The organism is Streptomyces sp. NBC_00872, assembly GCF_045161915.1.
Taxonomy (GTDB): Bacteria; Actinomycetota; Actinomycetes; order Streptomycetales; family Streptomycetaceae; genus Streptomyces.
In genome coordinates, this window is record NZ_CP108806.1 from 3,245,718 (window position 1) to 3,268,232 (window position 22,515).

General features: G+C 68.0%; 17 protein-coding genes. 10 read left to right on the top strand and 7 right to left on the bottom strand.

Annotated features, from left to right (window positions below; genetic code table 11):
• Positions 1-6: 6 nt before the first annotated feature.
• From OG214_RS13780 to OG214_RS13800, 5 genes are all read right to left on the bottom strand, one after another.
• Complete coding sequence (locus OG214_RS13780) at positions 7-984, bottom strand: ABC transporter permease (RefSeq protein ID WP_363082236.1); 978 nt, start codon at positions 982-984, stop codon at positions 7-9.
• A 115-nt stretch (positions 985-1,099) separates the two neighbouring features.
• Positions 1,100-2,902 carry an ABC transporter substrate-binding protein gene (locus OG214_RS13785; protein WP_363085964.1) on the bottom strand — a complete coding sequence of 601 codons (1,803 nt, stop codon included), beginning with the start codon at positions 2,900-2,902 and terminating at the stop codon, positions 1,100-1,102.
• Between the two features lie 98 nt (positions 2,903-3,000).
• The gene (locus OG214_RS13790) at positions 3,001-3,972 is read right to left on the bottom strand and encodes an ABC transporter permease (RefSeq protein ID WP_363085965.1); all 972 of its coding nucleotides are present in this window, start codon (positions 3,970-3,972) and stop codon (positions 3,001-3,003) included.
• A 649-nt stretch (positions 3,973-4,621) separates the two neighbouring features.
• The gene (typA, locus tag OG214_RS13795) at positions 4,622-6,496 is read right to left on the bottom strand and encodes a translational GTPase TypA (RefSeq protein WP_363083913.1); all 1,875 of its coding nucleotides are present in this window, start codon (positions 6,494-6,496) and stop codon (positions 4,622-4,624) included.
• Positions 6,497-6,794: 298 nt separating this feature from the next.
• Complete coding sequence (locus OG214_RS13800) at positions 6,795-9,374, bottom strand: ABC transporter substrate-binding protein (RefSeq protein WP_405984886.1); 2,580 nt, start codon at positions 9,372-9,374, stop codon at positions 6,795-6,797.
• A 297-nt stretch (positions 9,375-9,671) separates the two neighbouring features.
• Here OG214_RS13800 and OG214_RS13805 point away from each other — a divergent pair, with 297 nt between their 5' ends.
• From OG214_RS13805 to OG214_RS13820, 4 genes are all read left to right on the top strand, one after another.
• Positions 9,672-9,902, top strand: a complete 231-nt coding sequence (locus OG214_RS13805; RefSeq protein ID WP_363083911.1) for a hypothetical protein — start codon at positions 9,672-9,674, stop codon at positions 9,900-9,902.
• Between the two features lie 17 nt (positions 9,903-9,919).
• Positions 9,920-10,741, top strand: coding sequence for a hypothetical protein (locus OG214_RS13810; protein ID WP_363083910.1), 822 nt, complete (start codon positions 9,920-9,922; stop codon positions 10,739-10,741).
• 105 nt (positions 10,742-10,846) lie between these two features.
• Positions 10,847-12,922 (top strand): fumarate reductase/succinate dehydrogenase flavoprotein subunit, encoded by a 2,076-nt coding sequence (locus tag OG214_RS13815; protein ID WP_405984887.1) that lies wholly within the window; start codon positions 10,847-10,849, stop codon positions 12,920-12,922.
• Positions 12,923-12,984: 62 nt separating this feature from the next.
• The gene (locus OG214_RS13820) at positions 12,985-13,788 is read left to right on the top strand and encodes a succinate dehydrogenase/fumarate reductase iron-sulfur subunit (protein WP_405987497.1); all 804 of its coding nucleotides are present in this window, start codon (positions 12,985-12,987) and stop codon (positions 13,786-13,788) included.
• Between the two features lie 178 nt (positions 13,789-13,966).
• Here OG214_RS13820 and OG214_RS13825 read toward each other — a convergent pair whose 3' ends face one another.
• Together OG214_RS13825 and OG214_RS13830 are read right to left on the bottom strand one after the other, a co-directional pair.
• A complete protein-coding gene (locus tag OG214_RS13825; RefSeq protein WP_382853471.1) occupies positions 13,967-14,518 on the bottom strand; it encodes an isochorismatase family protein in 552 nt (183 codons plus the stop codon).
• 215 nt (positions 14,519-14,733) lie between these two features.
• Positions 14,734-15,204 (bottom strand): MarR family winged helix-turn-helix transcriptional regulator, encoded by a 471-nt coding sequence (locus OG214_RS13830; RefSeq protein WP_405984888.1) that lies wholly within the window; start codon positions 15,202-15,204, stop codon positions 14,734-14,736.
• Positions 15,205-15,373: 169 nt separating this feature from the next.
• Here OG214_RS13830 and OG214_RS13835 point away from each other — a divergent pair, with 169 nt between their 5' ends.
• The 6 genes from OG214_RS13835 to OG214_RS13860 all read left to right on the top strand — a co-directional run bounded on the left by OG214_RS13835 (position 15,374) and on the right by OG214_RS13860 (position 22,416).
• Positions 15,374-16,438 carry a LacI family DNA-binding transcriptional regulator gene (locus OG214_RS13835; RefSeq protein ID WP_363083905.1) on the top strand — a complete coding sequence of 355 codons (1,065 nt, stop codon included), beginning with the start codon at positions 15,374-15,376 and terminating at the stop codon, positions 16,436-16,438.
• A 194-nt stretch (positions 16,439-16,632) separates the two neighbouring features.
• A complete protein-coding gene (locus tag OG214_RS13840; RefSeq protein ID WP_405984889.1) occupies positions 16,633-18,540 on the top strand; it encodes an MFS transporter in 1,908 nt (635 codons plus the stop codon).
• Positions 18,537-19,076: a MarR family winged helix-turn-helix transcriptional regulator gene (locus OG214_RS13845; protein ID WP_405984890.1), complete on the top strand. Its 540-nt coding sequence runs from the start codon at positions 18,537-18,539 to the stop codon at positions 19,074-19,076. The genes OG214_RS13840 and OG214_RS13845 overlap by 4 nt, the downstream gene beginning before the upstream one ends.
• A 213-nt stretch (positions 19,077-19,289) precedes the next feature.
• Entirely contained in the window at positions 19,290-20,543 is a 1,254-nt protein-coding gene (locus OG214_RS13850) for a sugar ABC transporter substrate-binding protein (protein WP_405984891.1), read from the top strand.
• Positions 20,540-21,520, top strand: coding sequence for a carbohydrate ABC transporter permease (locus OG214_RS13855; RefSeq protein WP_405984892.1), 981 nt, complete (start codon positions 20,540-20,542; stop codon positions 21,518-21,520). The genes OG214_RS13850 and OG214_RS13855 overlap by 4 nt, the downstream gene beginning before the upstream one ends.
• Entirely contained in the window at positions 21,517-22,416 is a 900-nt protein-coding gene (locus tag OG214_RS13860) for a carbohydrate ABC transporter permease (RefSeq protein WP_405984893.1), read from the top strand. Before OG214_RS13855 ends, OG214_RS13860 begins: the two co-directional genes overlap by 4 nt.
• Positions 22,417-22,515 lie beyond the last annotated feature (99 nt).

A 22,515-nucleotide genomic window follows, 5' to 3' on the forward strand; every position in this document is an offset into this window, starting at 1 on the left:
GTTCTCCTAGGACAGACGTACGCGCGGGTCGATGACGGCGTACATGGCGTCCACGATGACATTGAACAGAAGGATGAAGGCGGCGCTGACGATCATCACGCCCATGGTCAGCGGCAGGTCCTTGTCGATGACCGAGTCACGGGCCAGCCGGCCGATGCCGGGCAGTCCGAAGGTGATCTCGGTGACCATCGCACCGCCGAAGAGGGCGCCGAGGTCCATACCGAGGATGGTGACGATCGGGATGAGCGAGCCACGCCACGCGTAGCGGAAGAAGACATAGCGGCTGGCCATACCCTTGGCGCGGGCCGCTCTGACATGCTCTTCCTGAAGCTGTTCGATCATGGTCGACCGGGACATACGCGTGTAGTTGGCGGTGAAGATCACGGACATCACCAGCCAGGGGATCAGCAGGCCCATGAACCAGCCGCTGAGACTCTCCGACGGCGGGACCCACTTCGGCTTGTTCAGCCAGCCGGTGCTGTAGACGAAGAGACCGAGCACGACCGGGCCGAGGAAGTAGATCTGGAGCGAGCTGAGCACCAGCGAGACGGAGCTGAACACCTTGTCGGTGGGGGTGCCCTTCTTCCACGCGGCCAGCATGCCGGTGCCGAGGCCCACGATCAGGAAGACGATCAGACCGCCGACCGAGAGGGAGAGCGTCAGGGGGAACCGGTCGATGATGGTGTCCCACACCATCTGCTGGTTGTCGAAGGAGACACCGAAGCAGGGGGCGGCGCAGTGGCCGACCGCGAAGTCCCGGCCGGCGAAGATGCCGACGATGAAGTCCCAGAACTGTACGGGGACCGGCTTGTCGAGGCCGAGGTTCTGGTGGATGACCGCCAGCGCGTCCGGAGTGCAGTTCTTGCCACACGCGAGCAGGGCGGGGTCCTGGGGGATCGCGAAGAACATGAAGAACGTGACGGCACTGATCAGAAAAAGGGTCAGGACTGCGCCGAACGCCCGGCGAGTAAGGAATTGAAGCATGGCTTGGTCGCTGCTCTCAGGACGGCGGCTGTGAGGGGGTCGAGAAGTGAGGATCGGCGGACCGGAGGTGCGCACTCCGCCGGGTGCGCACCTCCGGGCCCGGCCTACACGCTGCTTACTTCTTCAGGAACAGACGCGTGACGTCGACGTAGCTCGCGTCGGTCGAGTAGCGCAGACCACCGACGTTGGAGCCGAAGATCTGGAACACCTTGGTGAAGTAGATCGGTGCCGCCGGGTTGATCCGCTCCACGATGTCGTGGTGCAGCGCCGTCCACGCCTCCTGGGCCTCGGCCGGGTCCGTGATCTTCAGGATGCGCGCGATCTCGGAGTTGACCTTGGGGTCGTTGATGTGCGAGTAGACGGAGGAACCGTCCTGGATCTGCTTGCCGTCGTACAGCGGCGGGATGACCGTGGAGGCGGACGGCCAGTCCTGGCCCCAGCCGGTCATGTAGAGGTCCAGGCCGTTGTCGACCTTGCCGACCTGCTCGTACCAGGTGGTGGAGTCGATTTCCTTCTTGACGACATCCAGACCGATCGCCTTCAGCCGGTCGGCGATGACGACGGCCTGCTGCTGGCGGACGGGGGTGTTGCCGTACGCGTAGACGACCTTCTGGCCCTCGGCGCCGGCCTCCTTGATGAGCGCCTTGGCCTTCTCGACGTCACCGTTCGGCTTCTTGAGCTTGCCGAAGGGGTCGTAACCCTTCTCGTAGCCCGGGGTGGTCGGGGAGATCAGACCGGTCGCGGTCTCACCGCCGTAGGCGCCACCGTCGAGCTTGTAGATCTGCGCGCTCGGCATCGCGTAGGTGATGGCGTCCCGGACCTTCTTGTCCTTCATCCGGTCCAGGTTGAAGTTGAGCTGCCACACGTACGGGGCGTAGCCCTGGATCGTGCGCTTCATCGCCTCGGGGTCGTTGACGACGTTGCGGACCTCGTTGGTGGCGACCTGACCCGTGAACATCACGGCGTTCTTGGCCTCGCCGCGGTCGGCCAGAAGGGTCTTGGTCTGGTCGGGGTCGTCGTGGTTGTACTCGATGTTGAAGCCGTCGACGTACTGGTGACGGACCGAGTCGGTCTTCGCGTCCCAGTTCTCGTTCTTGACGAGGGTCATCGACTTGCCCGGCTTGAAGTCCGAGATCTTGTACGGGCCGGTCGAGACCGGGGCCGTGTCGTACTTCTCCTTGGTGTCCGCCTTCGCGGGCACCACCGAGTAGCCGGGCATCGCGAGCGCCTGCGGCAGGTCGGGCTGCGGGTCCTTGAACTTGAAGACGACCGTCTTGTCGTCCGGGGTCGCCAGGACCGAGTCGGGCAGGTGCTTGCCCTTGTACGGACCGTCCGGGAGCGCCTCGCGGTAGGTGGTGCCCGTGCCGGACAGCCACTGCTGGACGTAGATCGGACCGTCCGTGATGAACGGCGCGTAGAGGCGCTCGATGGTGTGGCGGATGTCGGCCGACGTTATGGCGCCGCCGTTCTGGTCCTTCAGCCCGTCCTTGAGGGTGAAGGTCCAGGTCTTGCCGCCGTCGGTCTGCTTACCGGAGTCGGTGGCCAGGTCACCCACGAGGGTGAGCTTGCCGTTGTCGTCCTCCTGGTACTGCGTCAGACCGCGCTGGATCAGACGGTCCAGCAGCTTGGCGTCACTGACATAGCTCTGACCCGGGTCCAGGTGCGAGAAGTCGGACTCCTGGTAGACCGTCAGGGTGCCACCGGGCTTGGCACCGGGCACCTCGGCCGCGGGTCCGGTGGAGGCCTTGGCGTCACCGTAGACAACCGCCGCCGACTGCTTGGCGGCGTCCTCCTGGGTTTTGCCCTTGTCCTTGGTCCCGCTGTTGCCGTCGTTGCCGCCACATGCGGTCAGCGCCAGCGAGCCGGCCGCCAGGGCGACGACGACAGCGCGTGTCTTGCGCGTGCCAAAGATGCTCATGGTGATGAGTACCTATCTGTCAGTAGTGATCCAACTGTGCTGCCTGGCGCATCCGGTATGGACCGGCGCCCGGGTGGCAGCAGCCCCTCGGCTGAACGTCAGCGTCCGGACTTCGGGTCGAAGGCGTCTCGAACCGAGTCGCCGAGAAGGTTGAACGCCACGACGAAGATGACCATGGCGACACCCGGGAAGATCATGTAAGCCGGGTCCTGCTCGTAGATGCCGGCCCCGGTCGCGAACATGCGGCCCCAGTCCGGGGTGGGTTCCACATAGCCGACACCGACAAAGGAAAGGAAGGCGACGCCGAGAATGGTCGACGGCAGCAGCAGGGTGGCCTGCACCAGGATCGGTGTGACCAGATTGGGCAGCAGTTCCTTGCGGATGATGCGCCAGGGAGACGCACCGGCGATCCTGGCGGCCTCCACGAATTCCCGTTCGCGCAGGGAGAGGGTGGCGGCGCGGACCAGCCGGGCCAGACCCATCCAGCCGAGGAACGACAGCACCACGATGATCGCGCCGGCACGGAGAGCCGTGGGCGTCTCCTCGTCCGGGCGGACGAAGGCCGCGACGACGACCGGCATGGAGGCGATGAAGAAGAGCTGGCTGGGGAAGCCCAGCAGGAAGTCTGTGAGCCGGCCGAGCCAGTAATCGATCTTGCCACCGTAGTAGCCGCCGACGAGTCCGATCAGCACGCCCACGACGACCATCAGGATCGTCGCCACCAGCGCCGTGTAGATCGAGGTGCGCATGCCGTATATGAGCTGCATGAACACATCGCGGCCGAGGTTGGGCTCGATACCGAACCAGTGGTCGGCCGACATACCGCCGAAGGTGCCGGTCGGCATGTTGAACTCGTCGAGCAGATCAAGACTGTCCTGGCCGTACAGGGTGTACGGGTCCTTGCCGTAGACCATCTTGATCACGGGCGCGAGAAGCGCGACCGCGAAGAAGATGATGACGACCACGGCGGAGACGACCCCGGTACGGTCGCGCTTGAAGCGGCGCCACATCAACTGGCCGGGTGAGAGCCCGGCGAGCGTCTTGGCCTCCTGGGTCCCGTCCTTCGACACGTCGGACGCGTCGGGAACGGTGGACGACGAGGCGTCCTCGGTCTGTACTGGACTTGTCACGATCGCTCTTCCCCCGTGGGGATCACTACCGCGCGCCCGACCCATTTGGTGCTTATGGCACCACGCATGGGGTCCTCCTCATGAGTCCACTTGTCACTACAAGAAGGGCACTGTCTACGCGCGCTGACACCCCTGACAGTGCGGTTTCCAAGTACCCCGAGTGTGCTCGTGAGTCGACGCTCCCCATAGCGTTTGACCCATTGACCCGAGCTCAATGGCCAACTATTAAGTACGGCCGGGCCGTAAACCACACTTAAAGGGTCTCGTTTTGGCAACATCGACACCCCCTGTCCGCCCGAAATCCGGACAAAGTTATCCCAGGCAGACACCCGCGAAACGGACCGTTAACACACCATCCGGTGACCACCCGCCGATAATCGGACGCGATCCGCAAAAACGAACTTGACGTCAAGCTGTCCGGAACCTCTCGGAACGGTCACCCTCCAGAACCGGACGATCGCGCCCCGCTCCCCTGCGTAGCGGAGGTCACACGACGAACGGCCCGGCCCCCGCGATCAAGCGGGGGCCGGGCCGTCGTACACCATCACCTCAAGCGCGTCAGCACATCGGAGCGCTGCCGAGCGGCTGCTCAGCCGTGCTTGGCCCGGGACGCGGCGCGACCGCGCTCCTTCTGGTCCAGGACGACCTTGCGGATGCGCACCGTCTCCGGGGTCACCTCGATGCATTCGTCGTCGCGGCAGAACTCCAGCGACTGCTCCAGCGAGAGCTTCCTCGGCGGCACCACATTCTCGGTGGAATCCGCGGAGGCGGCCCGCATATTGGTGAGCTTCTTCTCCTTGGTGATATTCACGTCCATGTCGTCGGAGCGTGAGTTCTCACCGATGATCATTCCTTCGTAGACCTCGGTACCGGGCTCGGTGAAGATGACACCGCGCTCCTGGAGATTGATCATCGCGAAGGGGGTCACGGAACCGGAACGGTCCGCGACCAGCGAGCCGTTGTTACGGGTGCGCAGCTCGCCGAACCACGGCTCGTGGCCCTCGAAGATCGAGTGGGCGATACCCGTGCCACGGGTCTGGGTGAGGAACTCCGTACGGAAGCCGATCAGACCGCGGGACGGCACGATCCACTCCATACGGATCCAGCCCGAGCCATGGTTGGTCATGGTCTCCATACGGCCCTTGCGGGTCGCCATGAGCTGGGTGATCGCACCGAGGTGCTCCTCCGGGGAGTCGATCGTCATCCGCTCGATGGGCTCGTACGTCTTGCCGTCGACCTGCTTGGTGACGACCTCGGGCTTGCCGACGGTCAGCTCGAAGCCCTCCCGGCGCATCTGCTCGACCAGGATGGCCAGCGCCAGCTCACCGCGGCCCTGCACCTCCCAGGCGTCGGGGCGCTCGGTGTCCAGGACGCGCAGCGAGACGTTACCGATCAGCTCGCGGTCGAGACGGTCCTTGACCTGGCGGGCGGTGACCTTGTGGCCCTTGCCGCCCTTGCCGACCAGCGGCGAGGTGTTCGTGCCGATGGTCATCGAGATCGCGGGCTCGTCGACCGTGATCAGCGGCAGCGCGATCGGGTTCTCGGGGTCGGCGAGGGTCTCGCCGATCATGATGTCCGGGATACCGGCGATGGCGCAGATGTCACCGGGGCGCGCCCGCTCGGCCGGCTTGCGGGTGAGCGCCTCGGTCATCAGCAGCTCGGTGATACGGACATTGGACATGGAGCCGTCACGCTTGATCCAGGTGACGGTCTGGCCCTTCCTGAGCTCACCCTGCTCGACCCGGCAGAGCGCGATACGGCCGAGGAAGTTGTCGGCGTCCAGGTTGGTGACATGGGCCTGGAGCGGCGCCGACTCGTCGTACTCGGGAGCCGGGACATGCGACAGGATCGTGTTGAAGAACGGCTCCAGGCTGTCGCTGTCGGCCGGGACGGTGCCGTCCTCCGGCTTGGTCAGCGAGGCGATACCGTCCCGCGCGCAGGCGTAGACGATCGGGAACTCGATCTGCTCCTCGGTCGCGTCCAGATCGAGGAAGAGGTCGTACGTCTCGTCGACGACCTCGGCGATCCGGGAGTCGGGGCGGTCCGTCTTGTTGATACAGAGGATGACGGGCATCTTCGCCTGGAGCGCCTTGCGGAGCACGAAGCGGGTCTGCGGGAGGGGGCCCTCCGAGGCGTCCACGAGCAGGACCACCGCGTCGACCATCGAGAGACCGCGCTCGACCTCGCCGCCGAAGTCGGCGTGGCCGGGGGTGTCGATGATGTTGATGGTGATCGGGTCGCCACCCGTCTTGGGGTGGTACTTCACGGCGGTGTTCTTGGCCAGGATCGTGATGCCCTTCTCACGCTCCAGGTCGTTCGAGTCCATCATCCGGTCGTCGAGCTGCTCGGCGGCGTGCGCGGCGAAGGCGCCGGCCTGCTTCAGCATGGCGTCGACCAGAGTGGTCTTGCCATGGTCGACGTGGGCGACGATGGCGACGTTGCGGATGTCGTGGCGCGTGGGCATGCTGGCTGGCGCTTCTCTCGATCGTGGGATGCGGCGTTCTTTCCTCGTACGCCCGCCGGGCTGACACGCCACGGCTTGTCCCATGGTACGGGGCCGAGGTGTCGGGGGCTTCCCGGCCCAATGGAAGCGGCTGATTCTGGGGTGTTCTGCGGGTGTGGAACTGCCCGGGTCAAGGACAGGAACGAGCTTGCCCGCCGGGCAGGCCGGCGGGCAAACGAATTGATCGGGTGGCGAGCCGCTCACACGGCGTTCATCTGGTGCTTTTCCGCCGCTTCATGCTTCGCTCACCGTTCCTTCGCTACTTCTTCTTCTGCTCCTTGCCACCGGAGCCCGACGTACCGGCGTTCGTGAATCCGATGTCCTGGTATCTGGGGGCCCCGAGACCAAAGGCTCCCGCGTTCACGACCTCCGGCTTGGCCGCGACCAGTTCCGGCCGCTGGAAGAGGGGGATGGAGCCGGCGGCGGCCCAGATCCGGGCGTCGGCCTGCTTCACCAGGGAGCGGCTGGCCTTCTCGTCGATCTCGGCCACGGCCCGGTTGAAGAGCTGGTCGATGTGGTCCGTACCGACGCGGGTGTAGTTCTGCTCCACCAGCAGGGAGCCGTCGCTGGCGGGCACGGGCTTGGCGAAGATCGGCCGGCCGTCGGTCGCCGGGTAGGCGGTGGCCGGCCAGGAGTAGAGGGCCAGGTCGTAGTCGCCGGAGGCGACATGGTCCTTGAAGTAGCCCTCGTCCGGCACCTTGGTGATCTCCGTCTTGACGCCGATACGGTTCAGCATCCGCGCGATCCGCTGGCCGACCGTGCGCAGCGCCTCCGAGCCCTCGCCCGACGGCAGCACGAAACGCAGGGTCAGGGCCTTCCCGTCCTTGCCCAGCGGACCGGTCATCGGGGCGGGGGAGCCCGAGACCGACGGGGCGGGGGCGGCCGTGCCGCGCGGGGCGTAGGCGCCCGTCACACCGCCCGGCTTCTTGTCCTGGTCCTGGGTGTCACGCACCACGGCGGCCTGGCGGAGCAGGGTCACGCCCTGGAAGGCGGCGGCGGGGGCGGGGGCGAGGACATGGATCGCGGACTCGGGGCGGGGGGCCCTCTGGCCGGGCTTGTCGTCCTGGACGGCCGAGTCCTGCTGGTCGGCCCCGTCCTGGCCGGACGGGTGATCCTGGCCGGACCGGTGATCCTGGCCTTCCCCGGCATCCTGGGCGGGCTTCCGCTCCTGGCCCGGCGTCTGCTCCTGGCCGGGCCTGGTCTTCCGACCGGACTTCTCGTCGCCGACGATGACCGAGCCCTCGTCGGAGGGAACGTCCTTGTCGTCCGCCTTCTCCTTCTTCTTCGCCTCCTCTTCCTCCTTCTTCGCCAGCTCCCGCTGCTTGGCGTCGTACTTCTTCTCGGCGGCCGACTTCTCCTTGGGCTTCTCCTCCTCGGCCTCCTCCTCGTTCTCCTCCGCTTCCTCCTCGTCCTCGGGATTCGCGTTCTCGCCCTTGCTGCCCGCCTTGGCCGCGTCCTTCTTCTTGACGGCTCCGCCCGGCACCCAGCCCGCGTCCGCCAGCAGCGCCCGCGCCTCCTGGGTGTCCTGCTTGCCGAGCGCCGCGCTGCTGTCCGCGTACGCCTCCTGGCCGACCAGGGCCAGATGGCTGCCGAGCGGCCTCGCCGGCAGTCCGAGCGGCTTGAGCACGGTGTCGGCCAGCTCCTGGCGGTCGAGCGCGCGGGCGACGGCACGCCGTACCCGCTCGTCGGCGAGCGGTCCGGTCTCCCCGTTCAGCGCGAGCTGGGTGTAGGCGGGTTCCAGCGACTTGCGTACGACGAATCCGTGGAGCGTCTTCTGCTCCTTGGCGTACCGGACGATGGCCGCGGCCGTCTGCTCGCGCGCGATCTGCGCGGCCTCGGCCTCCTCCTCGTCCGAGCCGTTGGCCAGCGCCCAGGAGCGGAGCGCGGAGGCAGGGGTGATCGCGACACCGGGGCCATGGGTGAGCTTCGGCTCGCCGGATCCGCGGTCCCGGACCGCCAGGGCGATACGGTCCGCCGCGCTCTTGTCGATCTCGGCGAGATCGAGCTTGCCGTCCGCGAGCGCCGACGCGCGTTTGCTCCTGGGCACCGCGCGCAGCACGAGCGAGTCCAGCTTGGCGGGCTCTCCCCACCAGCGGGCGCTGCGGACAAGGGTGACCTCCTTGCCCTTGCGGTCGACCTTCTTGACGCTGAAGGGCCCGGCCGTCGTCTTGAGACTGGATCTGGCCCCGTCGTTGAAGGAGTTGGGCGTGCCCGTCACATCCTTCGGATAAAGAGGGGTGAAGAGGGACCGCCAGTCCGCGTAGGGCTTGCCGAAGGTGACCCTGACCTCAAGGTCGTTCGCTCCGCGCTCGATCTTCTCGATCCGTTCGTAACCGGCGTTGCGCGCGGTCCAGTACGCGGAGTCCTTGCCGCTCAGGGCACGCCACTGGGCCACGAAGTCGGGTGCCCCGATCTCGCGGCCGTCGCTCCACACGGCCTGCTGATTGAGTTTGTAGAGCACGACCTGTTTGGGCTCGCGCTCGACGATCTTCGCGGATTCCAGATAGTCCGGATTGCGCTGCGGGCGGCCTCGTTTGTCGAGCGTGAAGAGTGAGGGAAGTACGGCGGCGGCGATCCGGCCGGTGGAGCCGTCCGCGTCGGCCTGGAAGGCGTTGAGCGTCGAGGGCATGGTGTCGATCGCCCAGCGCAGGGAGCCGCCCGCGGTGACCTGGTCCCGTCCCGCGGCCGCGATGTCCGGGGCCGCGTCCGCGCTCGCGCCGTCGTCGTCCGAGGTGCACGCGGACAGGACGGGCAGGGCGAGCACACCGGTGGTGAGGAGCGCGAGGGAGCGGAGCGTTCGGGAGCATGTCCTCCCGCGTGGGGCGCCGACGTGGGACATGTCTAGTACCTCTTCGTCCTGTTTGTGGAATTTAGAGATCATCACACCTATTGCCCACTCACTGAAGTGGAAAGCCGCGGAACCGGCCCGGTGACACGTCGCCTCGTGTCGCAAACGCCACTCGCACGGGCCAACCGCTCCGCCGCACGGGCGACCGGTCGGTGCTCTTGTGGAAGGCGGGTGTGACGCGCGACACTCTCAGGCGCATACAGAGGGCCGTCCGAGGGGCGACCTCCGGGGCCGGACAGGGCCTGGATCCCCGCATGCCACCCGCGACCGCGGAAGTGAGGGCAACTCATGTCCCTTCAGGAGGATTTGGCGGCGGTCAGGCGCTGCCTGGACGATCTGGTCCGTACGGTCGGACGGCTGGAACAGAGCCTGGCGCGAGCACACGAGAACGAGTCCCGATCCCCGTCGGCCGGCCGCGCCGACGACCTGGTGACCATCCCCGACACTCCGTACGACAGCGCGCTGTGGACGGACTCGGACGACGAGGGCCTGGGTGTGCGCGACCGGCGAGCGCCCTGATTCCCGAGGAGACCTCGTTGGCCACCGGTACCCAACCCCCACCAGCCAGTACGGGTGTGCGCGGCGCCTCGCGCGCCGCCATCGCACCCCGCCATCTGCGGACGGACCGCTGGTGGCTGGCGCCCGCCGCGACCGCCGCCGGGCTGCTCGCCTTCATCGTGTACTCGACCTGGCGGGCCTTCGCGAACAGCGACTACTACGCCGCGCCCTATGTCTCACCGTTCTACTCGCCGTGTCTGGCGGAGAACTGCGCGCCGATGCGGAACGGCCCCAACTGGGAGATCTTCGGGAGCTGGTGGGGGCTCTCCCCCGCGCTGCTGATCCTGATCTTCCCGCTGGGTTTCCGGCTGACCTGCTACTACTACCGCAAGGCGTATTACCGGGGCTTCTGGGCCTCGCCGCCCGCCTGCGCCGTCGCCGAACCCCACGCGACCTACACCGGTGAGACCCGCTTCCCGCTGATCCTCCAGAACATCCACCGGTACTTCTTCTACGCCGCCGTGCCGGTCGCGGGCATCCTCACGTACGACACCGTGCTCTCCTTCCGCGACGAGGAGTACGCCTGGGGCCATATGGGGCTCGGCTCACTGATCTTCCTGGTCAATATCGGGCTGATCTGGGCGTACACGCTCTCGTGCCACTCCTGCCGGCACATCATCGGCGGCCGGCTCCGGCACTTCTCCAAACACCCGGTGCGCTACCGGCTCTGGGGCTGGGTGGGCAGGCTCAACAACCGCCATATGCAGCTCGCCTGGGCCTCGCTGATCAGCGTCGCCGTCTCCGACTTCTATGTCTATCTGCTCGCCACGGGGGCCTTCGACGATCCGCGCTTCTTCTAGGAACTCCGTGCCAAGAACTCCGCGCACGACTCCGTACCGGAACTCCGCACTGGAACTCCGCACCGGAACTCCGCGCTTCTCTAGGAACAGGGAGACCCTTCGGACATGACGCAACTCGAACGCCGTCAGTGGGACGTCGTGGTGGTGGGCGCGGGTGGCGCGGGACTGCGGGCCGCCATCGAGGCACGCGAGCGGGGCGCCCGTACCGCCGTCATCTGCAAGTCCCTCTTCGGCAAGGCCCATACGGTGATGGCCGAGGGCGGCATCGCCGCCTCCATGGGCAATGTGAACGCGGGCGACAACTGGCGGGTGCACTTCCGCGACACCCTGCGCGGCGGGAAATTCCTCAACCAGTGGCGGATGGCGGAACTGCACGCGCGGGAGGCACCGGACCGGGTCTGGGAGCTGGAGACCTGGGGCGCGCTCTTCGACCGTACGGCCGACGGCAGGATCTCCCAGCGCAACTTCGGCGGGCACGAGTATCCCCGGCTCGCCCATGTCGGCGACCGGACGGGCCTGGAGCTGATCCGTACCCTCCAGCAGAAGATCGTCTCGCTTCAGCAGGAGGACTTCCGCGAGTACGGCGACTACGAGGCCCGTCTCAAGGTCTATCAGGAGTGCACGGTCACCAGGATCCTGAAGGACGTCGAGGGAGCGGGGGCGGGGGCGGGCACCGGGGCCGGAGAGGGGGCCGGCGCCGAGGGCGGACAGGGTTCCGGGCCGGGTGAGGACGGCGGGCGGGTCGCGGGCGCGTTCTGCTACGAGCGGGAATCCGGGCGCTTCTTCGTACTGGAAGCCCCTTCGGTCGTTCTCGCCACGGGCGGTATCGGCAAGTCCTTCAAGGTGACCTCGAACTCCTGGGAGTACACCGGCGACGGGCACGCGCTCGCGCTGCTCGCCGGTGCTCCCCTGCTGAACATGGAGTTCGTGCAGTTCCATCCGACCGGAATGGTCTGGCCGCCGTCGGTGAAGGGCATCCTCGTCACCGAATCCGTGCGCGGCGACGGCGGGGTGCTGCGCAACTCCGAGGGCAAGCGGTTCATGTTCGACTACATCCCCGATGTCTTCAAGGAGAAGTACGCGGAGTCGGAGGAGGAGGGCGACCGCTGGTACGAGGATCCGGACCGCAACCGGCGCCCGCCCGAACTGCTCCCCCGCGACGAGGTGGCCCGCGCCATCAACTCCGAGGTCAAGGCGGGCCGCGGCTCACCGCACGGCGGTGTCTATCTCGACGTCTCCACCCGGATGCCCGCCGAGGTCATCCGCCGCCGGCTGCCGTCGATGTACCACCAGTTCAAGGAACTGGCGGATGTCGACATCACGGCGGAGGCGATGGAGGTCGGCCCCACCTGCCATTACGTGATGGGCGGGATCGCCGTCGACTCGGACACCGCCGCGGCCTCGGGCGTACGGGGGCTGTACGCGGCGGGCGAGGTCGCCGGCGGGATGCACGGCTCGAACCGGCTCGGCGGTAACTCCCTCTCCGATCTGCTGGTCTTCGGCCGCCGGGCGGGGCTGCACGCGGCCGAGTACGCCCTGGGGATCGACGCGGACGCGGGTGCGCGACCGGTGCCGGACGAGGGGCAGATCGACGCGGCGGCGGCCGAGGCGCTCCGCCCGTTCAGCGGCGCGGGCGAGAACGGCGGCGGTGGCGGCGGCCGGGGCGACGGGGGCGGCGTGGACGGGGGCAGTGGCGGCGGTGGCGCGGGCGCCGGGCCCGCGGAGAATCCGTACACGCTCCACCAGGTACTCCAGCAGACGATGAACGACCTGGTCGGCATCATCCGGCGCGAGGGCGAGATGGAACAGGCCCTGGAGAAACTGGCCGAGCTGCGGACACGGGCCGAGCGCGCGGTGGTCGAGGGCCACCGCCAGTTCAACCCCGGCTGGCACCTGGCGCTCGATCTGCGGAACATGCTGCTGGTCAGCGAGTGTGTGGCGCGGGCGGCCCTGGAGCGTACGGAGAGCCGCGGCGGCCACACCCGGGAGGACTGGCCGGGTATGGACCGCGACTGGCGCCGGATCAATCTGTACTGCCGGCTCACCGGAGCGACCGGCCCCGCCGAGGACCGGATCGCGCTCTCGCGCCGGACGACCGAGCCCATACGTCCCGATCTGCTCGCCCTGTTCGACAAGGAAGAGCTGGTCAAGTATCTCGCCGAAGAGGAGCTTCACGAGTGAGCGCGAGTACGGGTACGAGCGAGAGCGCAGGTAGGAGTACGGCTGAGAACGCGGGTACGAGCGTGGATACGAGCGCGGATACGAGCGGGAGCGCGTCGACGGCGTACGAGGCGAAGTTCCGGGTCTGGCGGGGCGACGCCGACGGCGGAGAGCTGACGGACTTCGCGGTCGAGGTGAACGAGGGAGAGGTCGTCCTCGACATCATCCACCGGCTCCAGGCCACCCAGGCGGCGGATCTGGCGGTGCGCTGGAACTGCAAGGCAGGCAAGTGCGGTTCGTGCAGCGCGGAGATCAACGGCCGGCCGCGGCTGATGTGTATGACGCGGATGTCGGTCTTCTCGCGCGAGGAGACGATCACGGTCACCCCGCTACGGGCCTTCCCGGTGATCCGGGATCTGGTGACGGATGTGTCGTTCAACTACGCCAAAGCGCGGGAAGTGCCGTCGTTCGTACCGCCGCCGGGCGTCGCCGCCGGCGAGTACCGGATGCAGCAGATCGATGTGGACCGCTCACAGGAGTTCCGTAAGTGCATCGAGTGCTTCCTGTGCCAGGACACCTGCCATGTGGTGCGGGACCACGAGGAGAACAAGACCGCCTTCGCCGGACCGCGCTTTCTGATGCGGGTGGCCGAGCTGGACATGCATCCGCTGGACGCCGCCGGTGAGTCCGGGCTCGACCGGAAGAAGACGGCTCAGGACGAGCACGGGCTGGGCTACTGCAACATCACCAAATGCTGTACGGAGGTGTGCCCCGAGCACATCAAGATCACGGACAACGCCCTGATCCCGTTGAAGGAACGGGCGGTGGACCGGAAGTACGACCCGCTGGTGTGGCTGGGCAACAAGATCCGGCGCCGCGGCGAGTAGGACGGCGAGTAGGTCGGCGAGTAGGAGACAGACACACCGCGCACAGCGAGGCCTGGCAGGGGCCCGGATCCGTCGGGACGGGTGCGGGCCCCGCTGTGTGCCTGGGTGCGTGCTCGGGTGCGTGCTCGGGTCGGCGGTTCAGCCGGTCGGCCGCTAACCCGTTCAGCCGCGCAGCCGTTCAGCCGAGCAGCTTCACGATGGCATCGGTGGTGTCGGTCTCGCCGAGCGCCGGGAAGATCTTCTCGACGGAGTTGCGGTGGGCGCCCTCGTCCGTGTCGGTGACAGCGTCGGTGACCACGGTGACGTTGTATCCGCGCTCATGCGCGGCACGGGCCGTGGACTCGACGCCCTTGCTGGTGGCGACGCCCGTCACCACGACCTGGGTGACCCCGAGACGGCGCAGCCGCATGTCGAGGTCGGTGCCGTAGAAGGCGCCCCAGGTCTGCTTGGTGACGACGATGTCGCTGTCCTGCTGCCCCAGTCCCGGCACGAGATCCGCCCAGGAGGCGTCGGCCGGGAGGCTACCCGTCGGACCGGCGGTACGGCCGGGCGCGCCGCCGGTGACATTGACGAGCACGACGGGCAGGCCCTTCGCCCGGAAAGCGGCGGCGAGTTCGGCGGATCGGGCCACGACATCGTCGGTCGGGTGGACGGCGGGCCGGGAGACGATGCCCTTCTGGAGGTCGACGACGACCAGAGCGGTCCTGGGGTCGAGAGTGGTGGCGGTCATGGTGGTACTCCTTCAGATCTGTGTGTCCGGGAGATTGGTGTTCGGCAGATAGGTGTTCGGGGCAGTGGGCTCAGGAGCCGTCTGCTTCGCATGCCCGGAAGCCCCGACCGCGATCGAGCCGCGAGCTCCGTACCGACCCCGCCCTGCGCTGCCCCCGGCCCGCCCCGGCCCGCGCCCCGGCCCGCGCGGTCGCTCCACCGCTGTGGGCCGCCGTCTCACTGGCTCCTCTCGACCAGCCGTCGCAGCAGTGCCGCAGCGTCGGCCAGGGCGCGGCGCTCGGCGCTGTCGAGTTCCGCCGCGATCGCCTCGGAGAGCCAGCCCTGCTTGGCCGCACGGACCCCGGCGAGCGTGCCGCGGCCCGTGTCCGTGACCGAGACGACGGACTGCCGGCCGTCGTCGGGATCGGGTGTCCGCTCGATCAGGCCCTGTTCCTCCAGGGCGCCGAGCGTCAGCCGCATCGACTGGGGACGTACGTACTCCGCGCGCGCCAGCGCGGCCGTCGTGGACGGCCCCTCACCGTCCAGCCGGGAGAGCACCGAACGCTGGGAAGGCGTGAGCCTGTTGTCGGGCGACGTCGTCCGCAGGCGCCGCATCAGTCTGCCGACGACGGCGGTGAGATCGGCGGCGACCTGCTCGGCGGTCGGTTCGCCGGACCGCCCGGACTCCTTGTGCGTATGCCCACCCATAGGGCCACCGTAGGAGATAGACAGGTAACCTTGCAAGGCTACCTGTCCAGTCGGCGCCGGGGTCCGGCCGCCCGCCGGGGTCCGCCTTGCTCCCCGGACAGCACGGCACCTAGGGTGAATGCGCTTTCATGGATGGAACGGAACAGACAAGAAGCGGACGGTCGGTCGGGTGAGTGCCCCCACGGTGTACGACGTCGCCGAGCGGTCCGGCGTCTCCATTGCGACGGTGTCACGGGTCTACCGGAACCCGGATTCCGTCCGCGCCCAGACCCGCGACCGGGTGCTCGCGGCGGCCCGTACGCTCGGCTACGTACCCAGCGGAAACGCACGCGGTCTGGCCAGCAGGACCACCGGGGTGCTCGGGCTCTGCTTCCCCGACTACGCGGATCCGGACGCCGAGACCGACGCCGAGGCGGACGACACGTACGACGACTCCGCCGTGATGCTCTACTCCGACCAGATCATCCGGGGCATGGAGCGGGCCGCGCGGCGGCACGGGTACGCGCTGCTGATCGCCGCGTCCCTGAAGGGCGGACCCGAGTCACTGGTGGCGAAGGTCGCGGGGCGGGTCGACGGCTTCGCCGTACTGGCGCGGACCGTCCCCACCGAGGACCTTGAGGTGATCTCACGGCGGCTGCCGGTGGTGATGCTGGCGGGGCCGCGCGAGATCGACCATCTCGACCATATCGAGGTGGCCAATTCCGACGGCGAGCGGGAACTGGCCCGTCATCTCATCCGCGACCACGGGCTGCGCGAACTGGTCTTCATCGGCGGCGAGAAGGAGTCGCCGGACGCCGAGGCAAGGTTCCGGGGGTTCCGGGAGGCGTGCGCGGAAGCGGGACTGCCGGTTCCCGACGAGCCGGAACTGCGCGCCGGGATGATGACCCAGGCCGAGGGCGAGCGGGCGGCGGAGTCGCTGCTGGAACGGGGCGACCGGCACGGCAGCCGGCCCCGGGCGATGCTCTTCGCCAACGACCAGATGGCGATCGGGGCCCTGCACGCCCTGGAGCGGCGCGGGGTGCGGGTGCCCGAGGACATCGCGGTGACAGGGTTCGACGGGATTCCGCTGAGCCGGATGGTGCGGCCGGCGCTGACGACCGTACGGCAGCCGATACGGCGGCTGGGCGAGGAGGCGGTGGAACTGCTCGTACAGCGGCTCGGCGACCGGGACCGCGAGCCGGTCTCACTGATGCTCCCGGTCTCGGTGGCCCGCCGCGCGAGCTGCGGCTGCTAGGTCCGGTACGGGGTCTGGGTGTGGGGCTGGGCCGGGATCCGGGTCTGGGCCTGGATCGGAGGTGAGGTCCGAGTCTGGGGCGGGATCCGGGGCGGGACGCGGGCATGGGCACGTTCACTGGCCGCGCGGGCGGTCCGGGATTAGATTGGTTGAAGTCAAGCAAGTAAGTGCTGGGGGACTCCCCGATGGGAGTGATGCCCGTGCGATGGGCAGCCGCGAAGACGACCGCCGTACGGCCCGACGGCGACAGTGGACCGGGCCCGCGCTACAAGTGGATCGCCCTCTCCAACACCACGCTGGGCGTACTGATCGCGACGATCAATATGTCGATCTTGCTGATCGCCCTGCCCGACATCTTCCGCGGAATCGGAGTGGATCCGCTGCTGCCGGGCAACACCAGCCTGCTGCTGTGGCTGATCATGAGCTATCTGGTGGTCACCGCCGTACTGGTGGTGAGCTTCGGCCGGCTGGGCGACATGTACGGCCGGGTCCGTATGTACAACATGGGGTTCGCGGTCTTCACCGTGTTCTCGGTGCTGCTCTCGGTGACCTGGACGCATGGCACGGCGGGCGCGCTGTGGCTGATCGGTATGCGTGTCCTGCAGGGCGTCGGCGGCGCGATGCTGCTGGCGAACTCCAACGCCATCCTCACCGACGCCTTTCCCGCCCGTCAGCGCGGTCTCGCCCTGGGGCTGAACCAGGTCGCGGGTATCGCCGGGTCCTTCATCGGACTGGTCCTGGGCGGACTGCTCGGTCCCGTCGACTGGCATCTCGTGTTCCTGGTGTCCGTACCGTTCGGGCTGTTCGGTACGGCGTGGGCGTATCTGAAGCTGCGTGACACCGGCGTCCGCACGCCGGCCCGGCTGGACTGGTGGGGCAACATCACCTTCGCCGCCGGCCTGATCGCCGTACTGTCCGGCATCACCTACGGAATCCAGCCCTACGGCGGCCACACCATGGGCTGGGCCAACCCCTGGGTGATCACCGCGATCGGCGGCGGACTCGCGATGCTGGTGGTCTTCTGCGTGATCGAGAGCAGGGTCGCGGAACCGATGTTCCATCTCGCGCTGTTCAGGATCCGCGCGTTCACCGCGGGGAATGTGGCGAATCTGCTGGCGGCCCTGGGACGTGGCGGTCTGATGTTCATCCTGATCATCTGGTTGCAGGGCATCTGGCTGCCACGGCACGGCTACTCCTTCGAGGAGACCCCGCTGTGGGCCGGTATCTACATGCTGCCGCTGACCATCGGATTCCTGATCGCGGGGCCGTTCTCCGGCTGGGCCTCCGACCGGTTCGGCGCCCGGAGCTTCGCCACCGGCGGCATGGTGCTGGCCGCCGGGACCTTCCTCGCCCTGGAGGAGCTGCCGGTCGACTTCGGCTATCCGATGTTCGCGCTGATCCTGCTCCTCAACGGGCTGGCCATGGGGCTGTTCACCTCTCCCAACCGGGCGGCCATCATGAACAGCCTGCCGCCCGACCAGCGCGGTGTGGGTGCCGGGATCACCACGACCTTCCAGAACTCGGCCACCGTGCTGTCCATCGGGATCTTCTTCTCCCTGATGATCGCGGGACTGGCCGGTTCGCTGCCGGGCGCGCTCACCCACGGTCTGGCCGCCCAGGGGGTGCCGGCCGCCGATGCCGCGAGGGTCGCCGCCCTTCCGCCGGTGGGCGTGCTGTTCGCCTCGCTCCTCGGATACAACCCGGTGCGGACGCTGCTCGGCCCGCATGTGCTTGCGCAACTGCCCGCCGGGCACGCCCACTACCTCACGGGGCGGGAATTCTTCCCGACGCTGATCTCCCAGCCGTTCGCCGACGGGCTGTCCGTCGCCTTCAACTTCGCGATCGTCGCCTGTCTCGTGGCGGCCTTCGCCTCGCTGCTCCGAGGCGGCCGCTATATCCACGACGACCGGACCGGACAACGGCCGGGGTCTGGAACACCGGGAGCGGGGGCAAGGACTGGGGCTGGAGCTGGAGCTGCGACTGGTGTTGAGGTCGGCCGGTATACGACGCCCGGGGCGCGGGCATCCTCGCCAGCACAGTTGTCCCCACGCCCACGCCCGCACCCGCACCCGCACCCGCCGGAGTCCAAGGAGTCGTCATGACCGCACCCGACCTCAGCTCCTCGGAACGCGGCCCTTCGGAATCAGGCACCGCGGAATCAGGCACCGCGGAACGTGCCGCTCCGGAACCGGCGGAGATCGCCGGACGGCTCCGTACGGCGATCCAGCATCTGCTTCCCACCCTGCGCACCCGGACCGCTCGCGGCGATCTCACCCCCAGCCGGCAGGCCGCGCTGGCCACGCTCGCGGCTCATGGACCGTTGCGTATCAGCGATCTCGCCACGCGTATGGGAATCGCCCTGTCCACCGTCTCCCGGATGGTGGATCTGCTCGACGGCTCCGGCTGGATCGAACGCAACACCGATCCGCTGGACCAGCGAGCCACTCTGATCGCCCTCAACGACGCGGGCCGGGCTCTGCTGGACGCCACGCGCCGGGAGGCCGCCGTACGGCTCGCCGAGCAGATCGCCCGGCTGACGCCCGCCGAGCAGCGCTCCTTGGATGCCGCGCTTCCCGCGCTGGAGGCCCTGTCCGAACACGCGGCGAGCCTCCCCGGCGAACTGCCCAGCACCATCTGACCGGGACGCCCGAACCGCCGTCGGCCGCCCGCTCCATGCCGCTTTCGGCCCATGAATGCCGAGGCATGGCCGGGGAAGCCGTACTCACAGATGTCCCGCATGTTGCACGAGTGTGACCAAGGCACCTCTTGCGGTTTCCGGAAAAGCGGCGGCAGAGTGATGTATGCGCTTACAGGCAGCGCATACATCGGAGAGCTCAAGGAGGAGCCGTCCATGCACCGCACCGCCAGAACCGCCTCTGCCGCCACCGCGCTCGCGCTGGCCTTCGGAATCTCCGCATGCGGCGGCTCCGGTGGTGAAGGAGTCGCCGCCGACAAGAAGCAGACGCTCACCGTCTGGGCCATGGGCGCCGAGGGCGAGAAGCTCGCGGAGGTGGCCGAGGTGTACGAGAAGGCAAACCCGCACATCACCGTCAAGGTCACCCCCGTCGGCTGGGACGTCGCCCACCAGAAGCTGGTCTCGGCCGCCGCCGCGGGCAATCTGCCCGATGTGGCCCAGATGGGCAGCACGTATATAGGCGAGTTCGCCGAACTCGGCGTGCTGGAGCCGGTGGACACCACCGTCTTCAAGAAGGGCGCCTTCTTCCCCGCCGCCTGGAAGCAGGGCGAGGTCGGCGGTGAGGTGTACGGCGTCCCGTGGTACGTCGACACCCGTGTCCTCTACTACCGCACCGATCTGGCGAAGAAGGCCGGCATCGAGAAGGCGCCCGCCACCTGGCCCGAGCTACGGCAGCTCGCCACCGCCTACCAGGACAAGGCCGGCACCGAGTGGGGCATCTCCATCCAGCCCAGCGGCCTGGACACCGTACAGAGCTGGTACCCCTTCCTCTACTCGGCCGGCGGCGAGATCGTCACCGACGACGGCAAGGCCGTCGCCGACAGCCCGGCCACCGTCCGCGCCCTGGCGGAGTACGGCTCGTACTTCGACAAGGGCCTGGCCAAGAAGAGCGTCGCGCCCGGCTATGACGTGCTGAAGGACTTCAACACCGGTGACGCGCCGATGTTCTTCTCCGGCCCCTGGATCATGACCCTGATCAATGACGGCTACCCCGAACTCAAGGACAAGTGGGGCGTCGCGAAGGTCCCCGCCGACAAGGACTCCGTCTCGATGGCGGGCGGCTCCAGTCTGGTCATCTCCGAGGACAGCGAACACAAGGCCGCCGCCCAGGAGTTCATCACCTATCTCACCGGCACCGAGGGGCAGCGGGACTGGTTCACGCGCTCCAGCGATCTGCCCGCCAACACCAGTGCCTGGGACTCCGGCAGGCTCGCCGAGGACCCGGCGCTCCAGATCTTCCGCGAGCAGATGGAGTCCTCCAAGGTCCCGCCGGTCCAGCCCCGGTGGAGCGAGATCAGCTCGAAGGCCGATGACGCCATCGCCTCGGTGACCCAGGGTAAGTCCTCGCCGCAGGAGGCCGCCGAGAAGGCGCAGTCCGAGATCGAAGGGCTCGTGGAGCAACCGCGATGAGCACCTCGACCGAACCCGCCGCCGAAGCGGCCCCGGTGAAGCCCGCGCCGGGGGCCCGTCCTCCGGCCCGCCGGGCGGCCGGCGGCAAGCCCCGCCCGATGGGTGTGCAGAATCTGGGCGGGTGGCTCTTCTCCACCCCCTTCCTGGTGCTGTTCACCGTCTTCATGGCCTTCCCGATCGTCGCCACGCTCGCCATGAGCTTCACCGACTTCGGGCTGCGCGATGTGACCGATCCGTTCTCCGCGGAGTTCATCGGCTTCGAGAACTACACCGAGCTCTTCGGTGACGAGAAGTTCCTCAAGTCCCTCTTCAACACCGCGTACTTCGTGGTCGTCGGCGTGCCGCTCACCATCGGCGCCGGGCTCGCCGCCGCCGTCCTGCTGAACAGCGGTGTCGACCGGGCACGCACCTTCTTCCGGGTCGGCTTCTACGCCCCGGTGGTGACCAGCATCGTCGCCGTCGCCGTCGTCTGGCGCTTCGTCCTCGACCCGTCCGACGGACTGATCGCGGGCCTGGCCTCCGAAGTCGGGCTCACCGGCCCCGACTTCCTCGGCTCCGAGACGCTCGCCATGCCGTCGCTGATCCTCATGGCGGTCTGGCGCAATCTCGGCACGGTCATGGTGCTCTTCATCGCCGGTCTCCAGGCCGTCCCCGCCGATGTACGGGAGGCGGCCCGGCTGGACGGCGCCGGCGCCTGGCAGGAGTTCCGCCGGATCACCGTCCCGCTGCTGCGGCCCACCACGCTCTACGCCACGGTGATCACCACGATCGGCTATCTCAATGTCTTCGAGGAGCCGTTCGTGATGACCCAGGGCGGCCCCTCGGACAGCACGCTCACCGTGTCCCTGAACATGTACCGCCAGGGCTTCAACTTCTTCCATATGGGCTACGCGAGCGCCATGGCGTATGTGCTCTTCGTCGTGATCATGGGCATCACCGTGCTCCAGCTCCGTCTGCTGAAGGACAACACGAAATGAGTGCCGCACACACGCCGACCCCGGCCCCGACCGCGCCCGGGGCCCCCGTGCCGGCCGGACGCGGCGCGCGCACCGAGCGGCTCAAGAAGCCCGGCGTCTATGCGCTGCTGTCGCTCGGACTGCTGGTCATGGCCGCGCCGTTCCTCTGGATGGCGCTCTCCGCCTTCAAGACCGACCGTGAGCTGCGGGCCAGCCCTCCGGTCTGGCTCCCCACGGAGTGGACCCTCGATCACTTCACACGCTTGCTCGACCGGCTGGACCTCCCGCTCTACTTCTTCAACTCCGTGGTTGTCGCCGTGCTGGTGACCGTCTCCAATCTGGTGTTCTGCTCGATGCTGGGGTACGCCCTGGCCAAACTGCGGTTCGCGGGCCGGAACAAGCTCTTCGCGCTGGTGCTCGGCGCGCTCATGGTGCCGGGCAATCTGATGCTGCTGCCGCTCTTCGTCCTGATGAGCAAGCTGCGTCTGATCGATTCGTACGCGGGTCTGGTCCTGCCGTTCGCCGCCGGTGCCTTCGGAGTCTTCCTGATGCGCCAATTCATGCTCTCGATCCCCGACGAACTGCTGGAAGCGGCCCGGATGGACGGCGCGGGTGAGTGGTACATCTTCTGGCGGATCGTGATGCCGCTGGTGAAGCCCGCCCTGGCGACGCTCGCGATCCTCACCTTCCTCAGTTCGTGGAACAACTTCGTCTGGCCGCTGATCGCCACCAACGATCCGGACAAATACACGCTGCCCGTGGCCCTCGCGACCTTCGCCACCGACCCGAATCAGTCCGCGGGGTCCAACGGAATGCTGATGGCCGGCTCCTTCCTGATCGTGCTGCCGGTACTGCTGGTCTTCCTCGTACTCCAGCGGTACTTCACCCAGGGCGTCGCCACGGCCGGTCTCAAGTAACCACCGGCGTTCTCCACCCCACCACCTCCGACGGATCCGACCCGCCGCCGTGCGCACCCGTACCCGCACACCCCCCTCTACCAGAAGGTTCGTACTGCC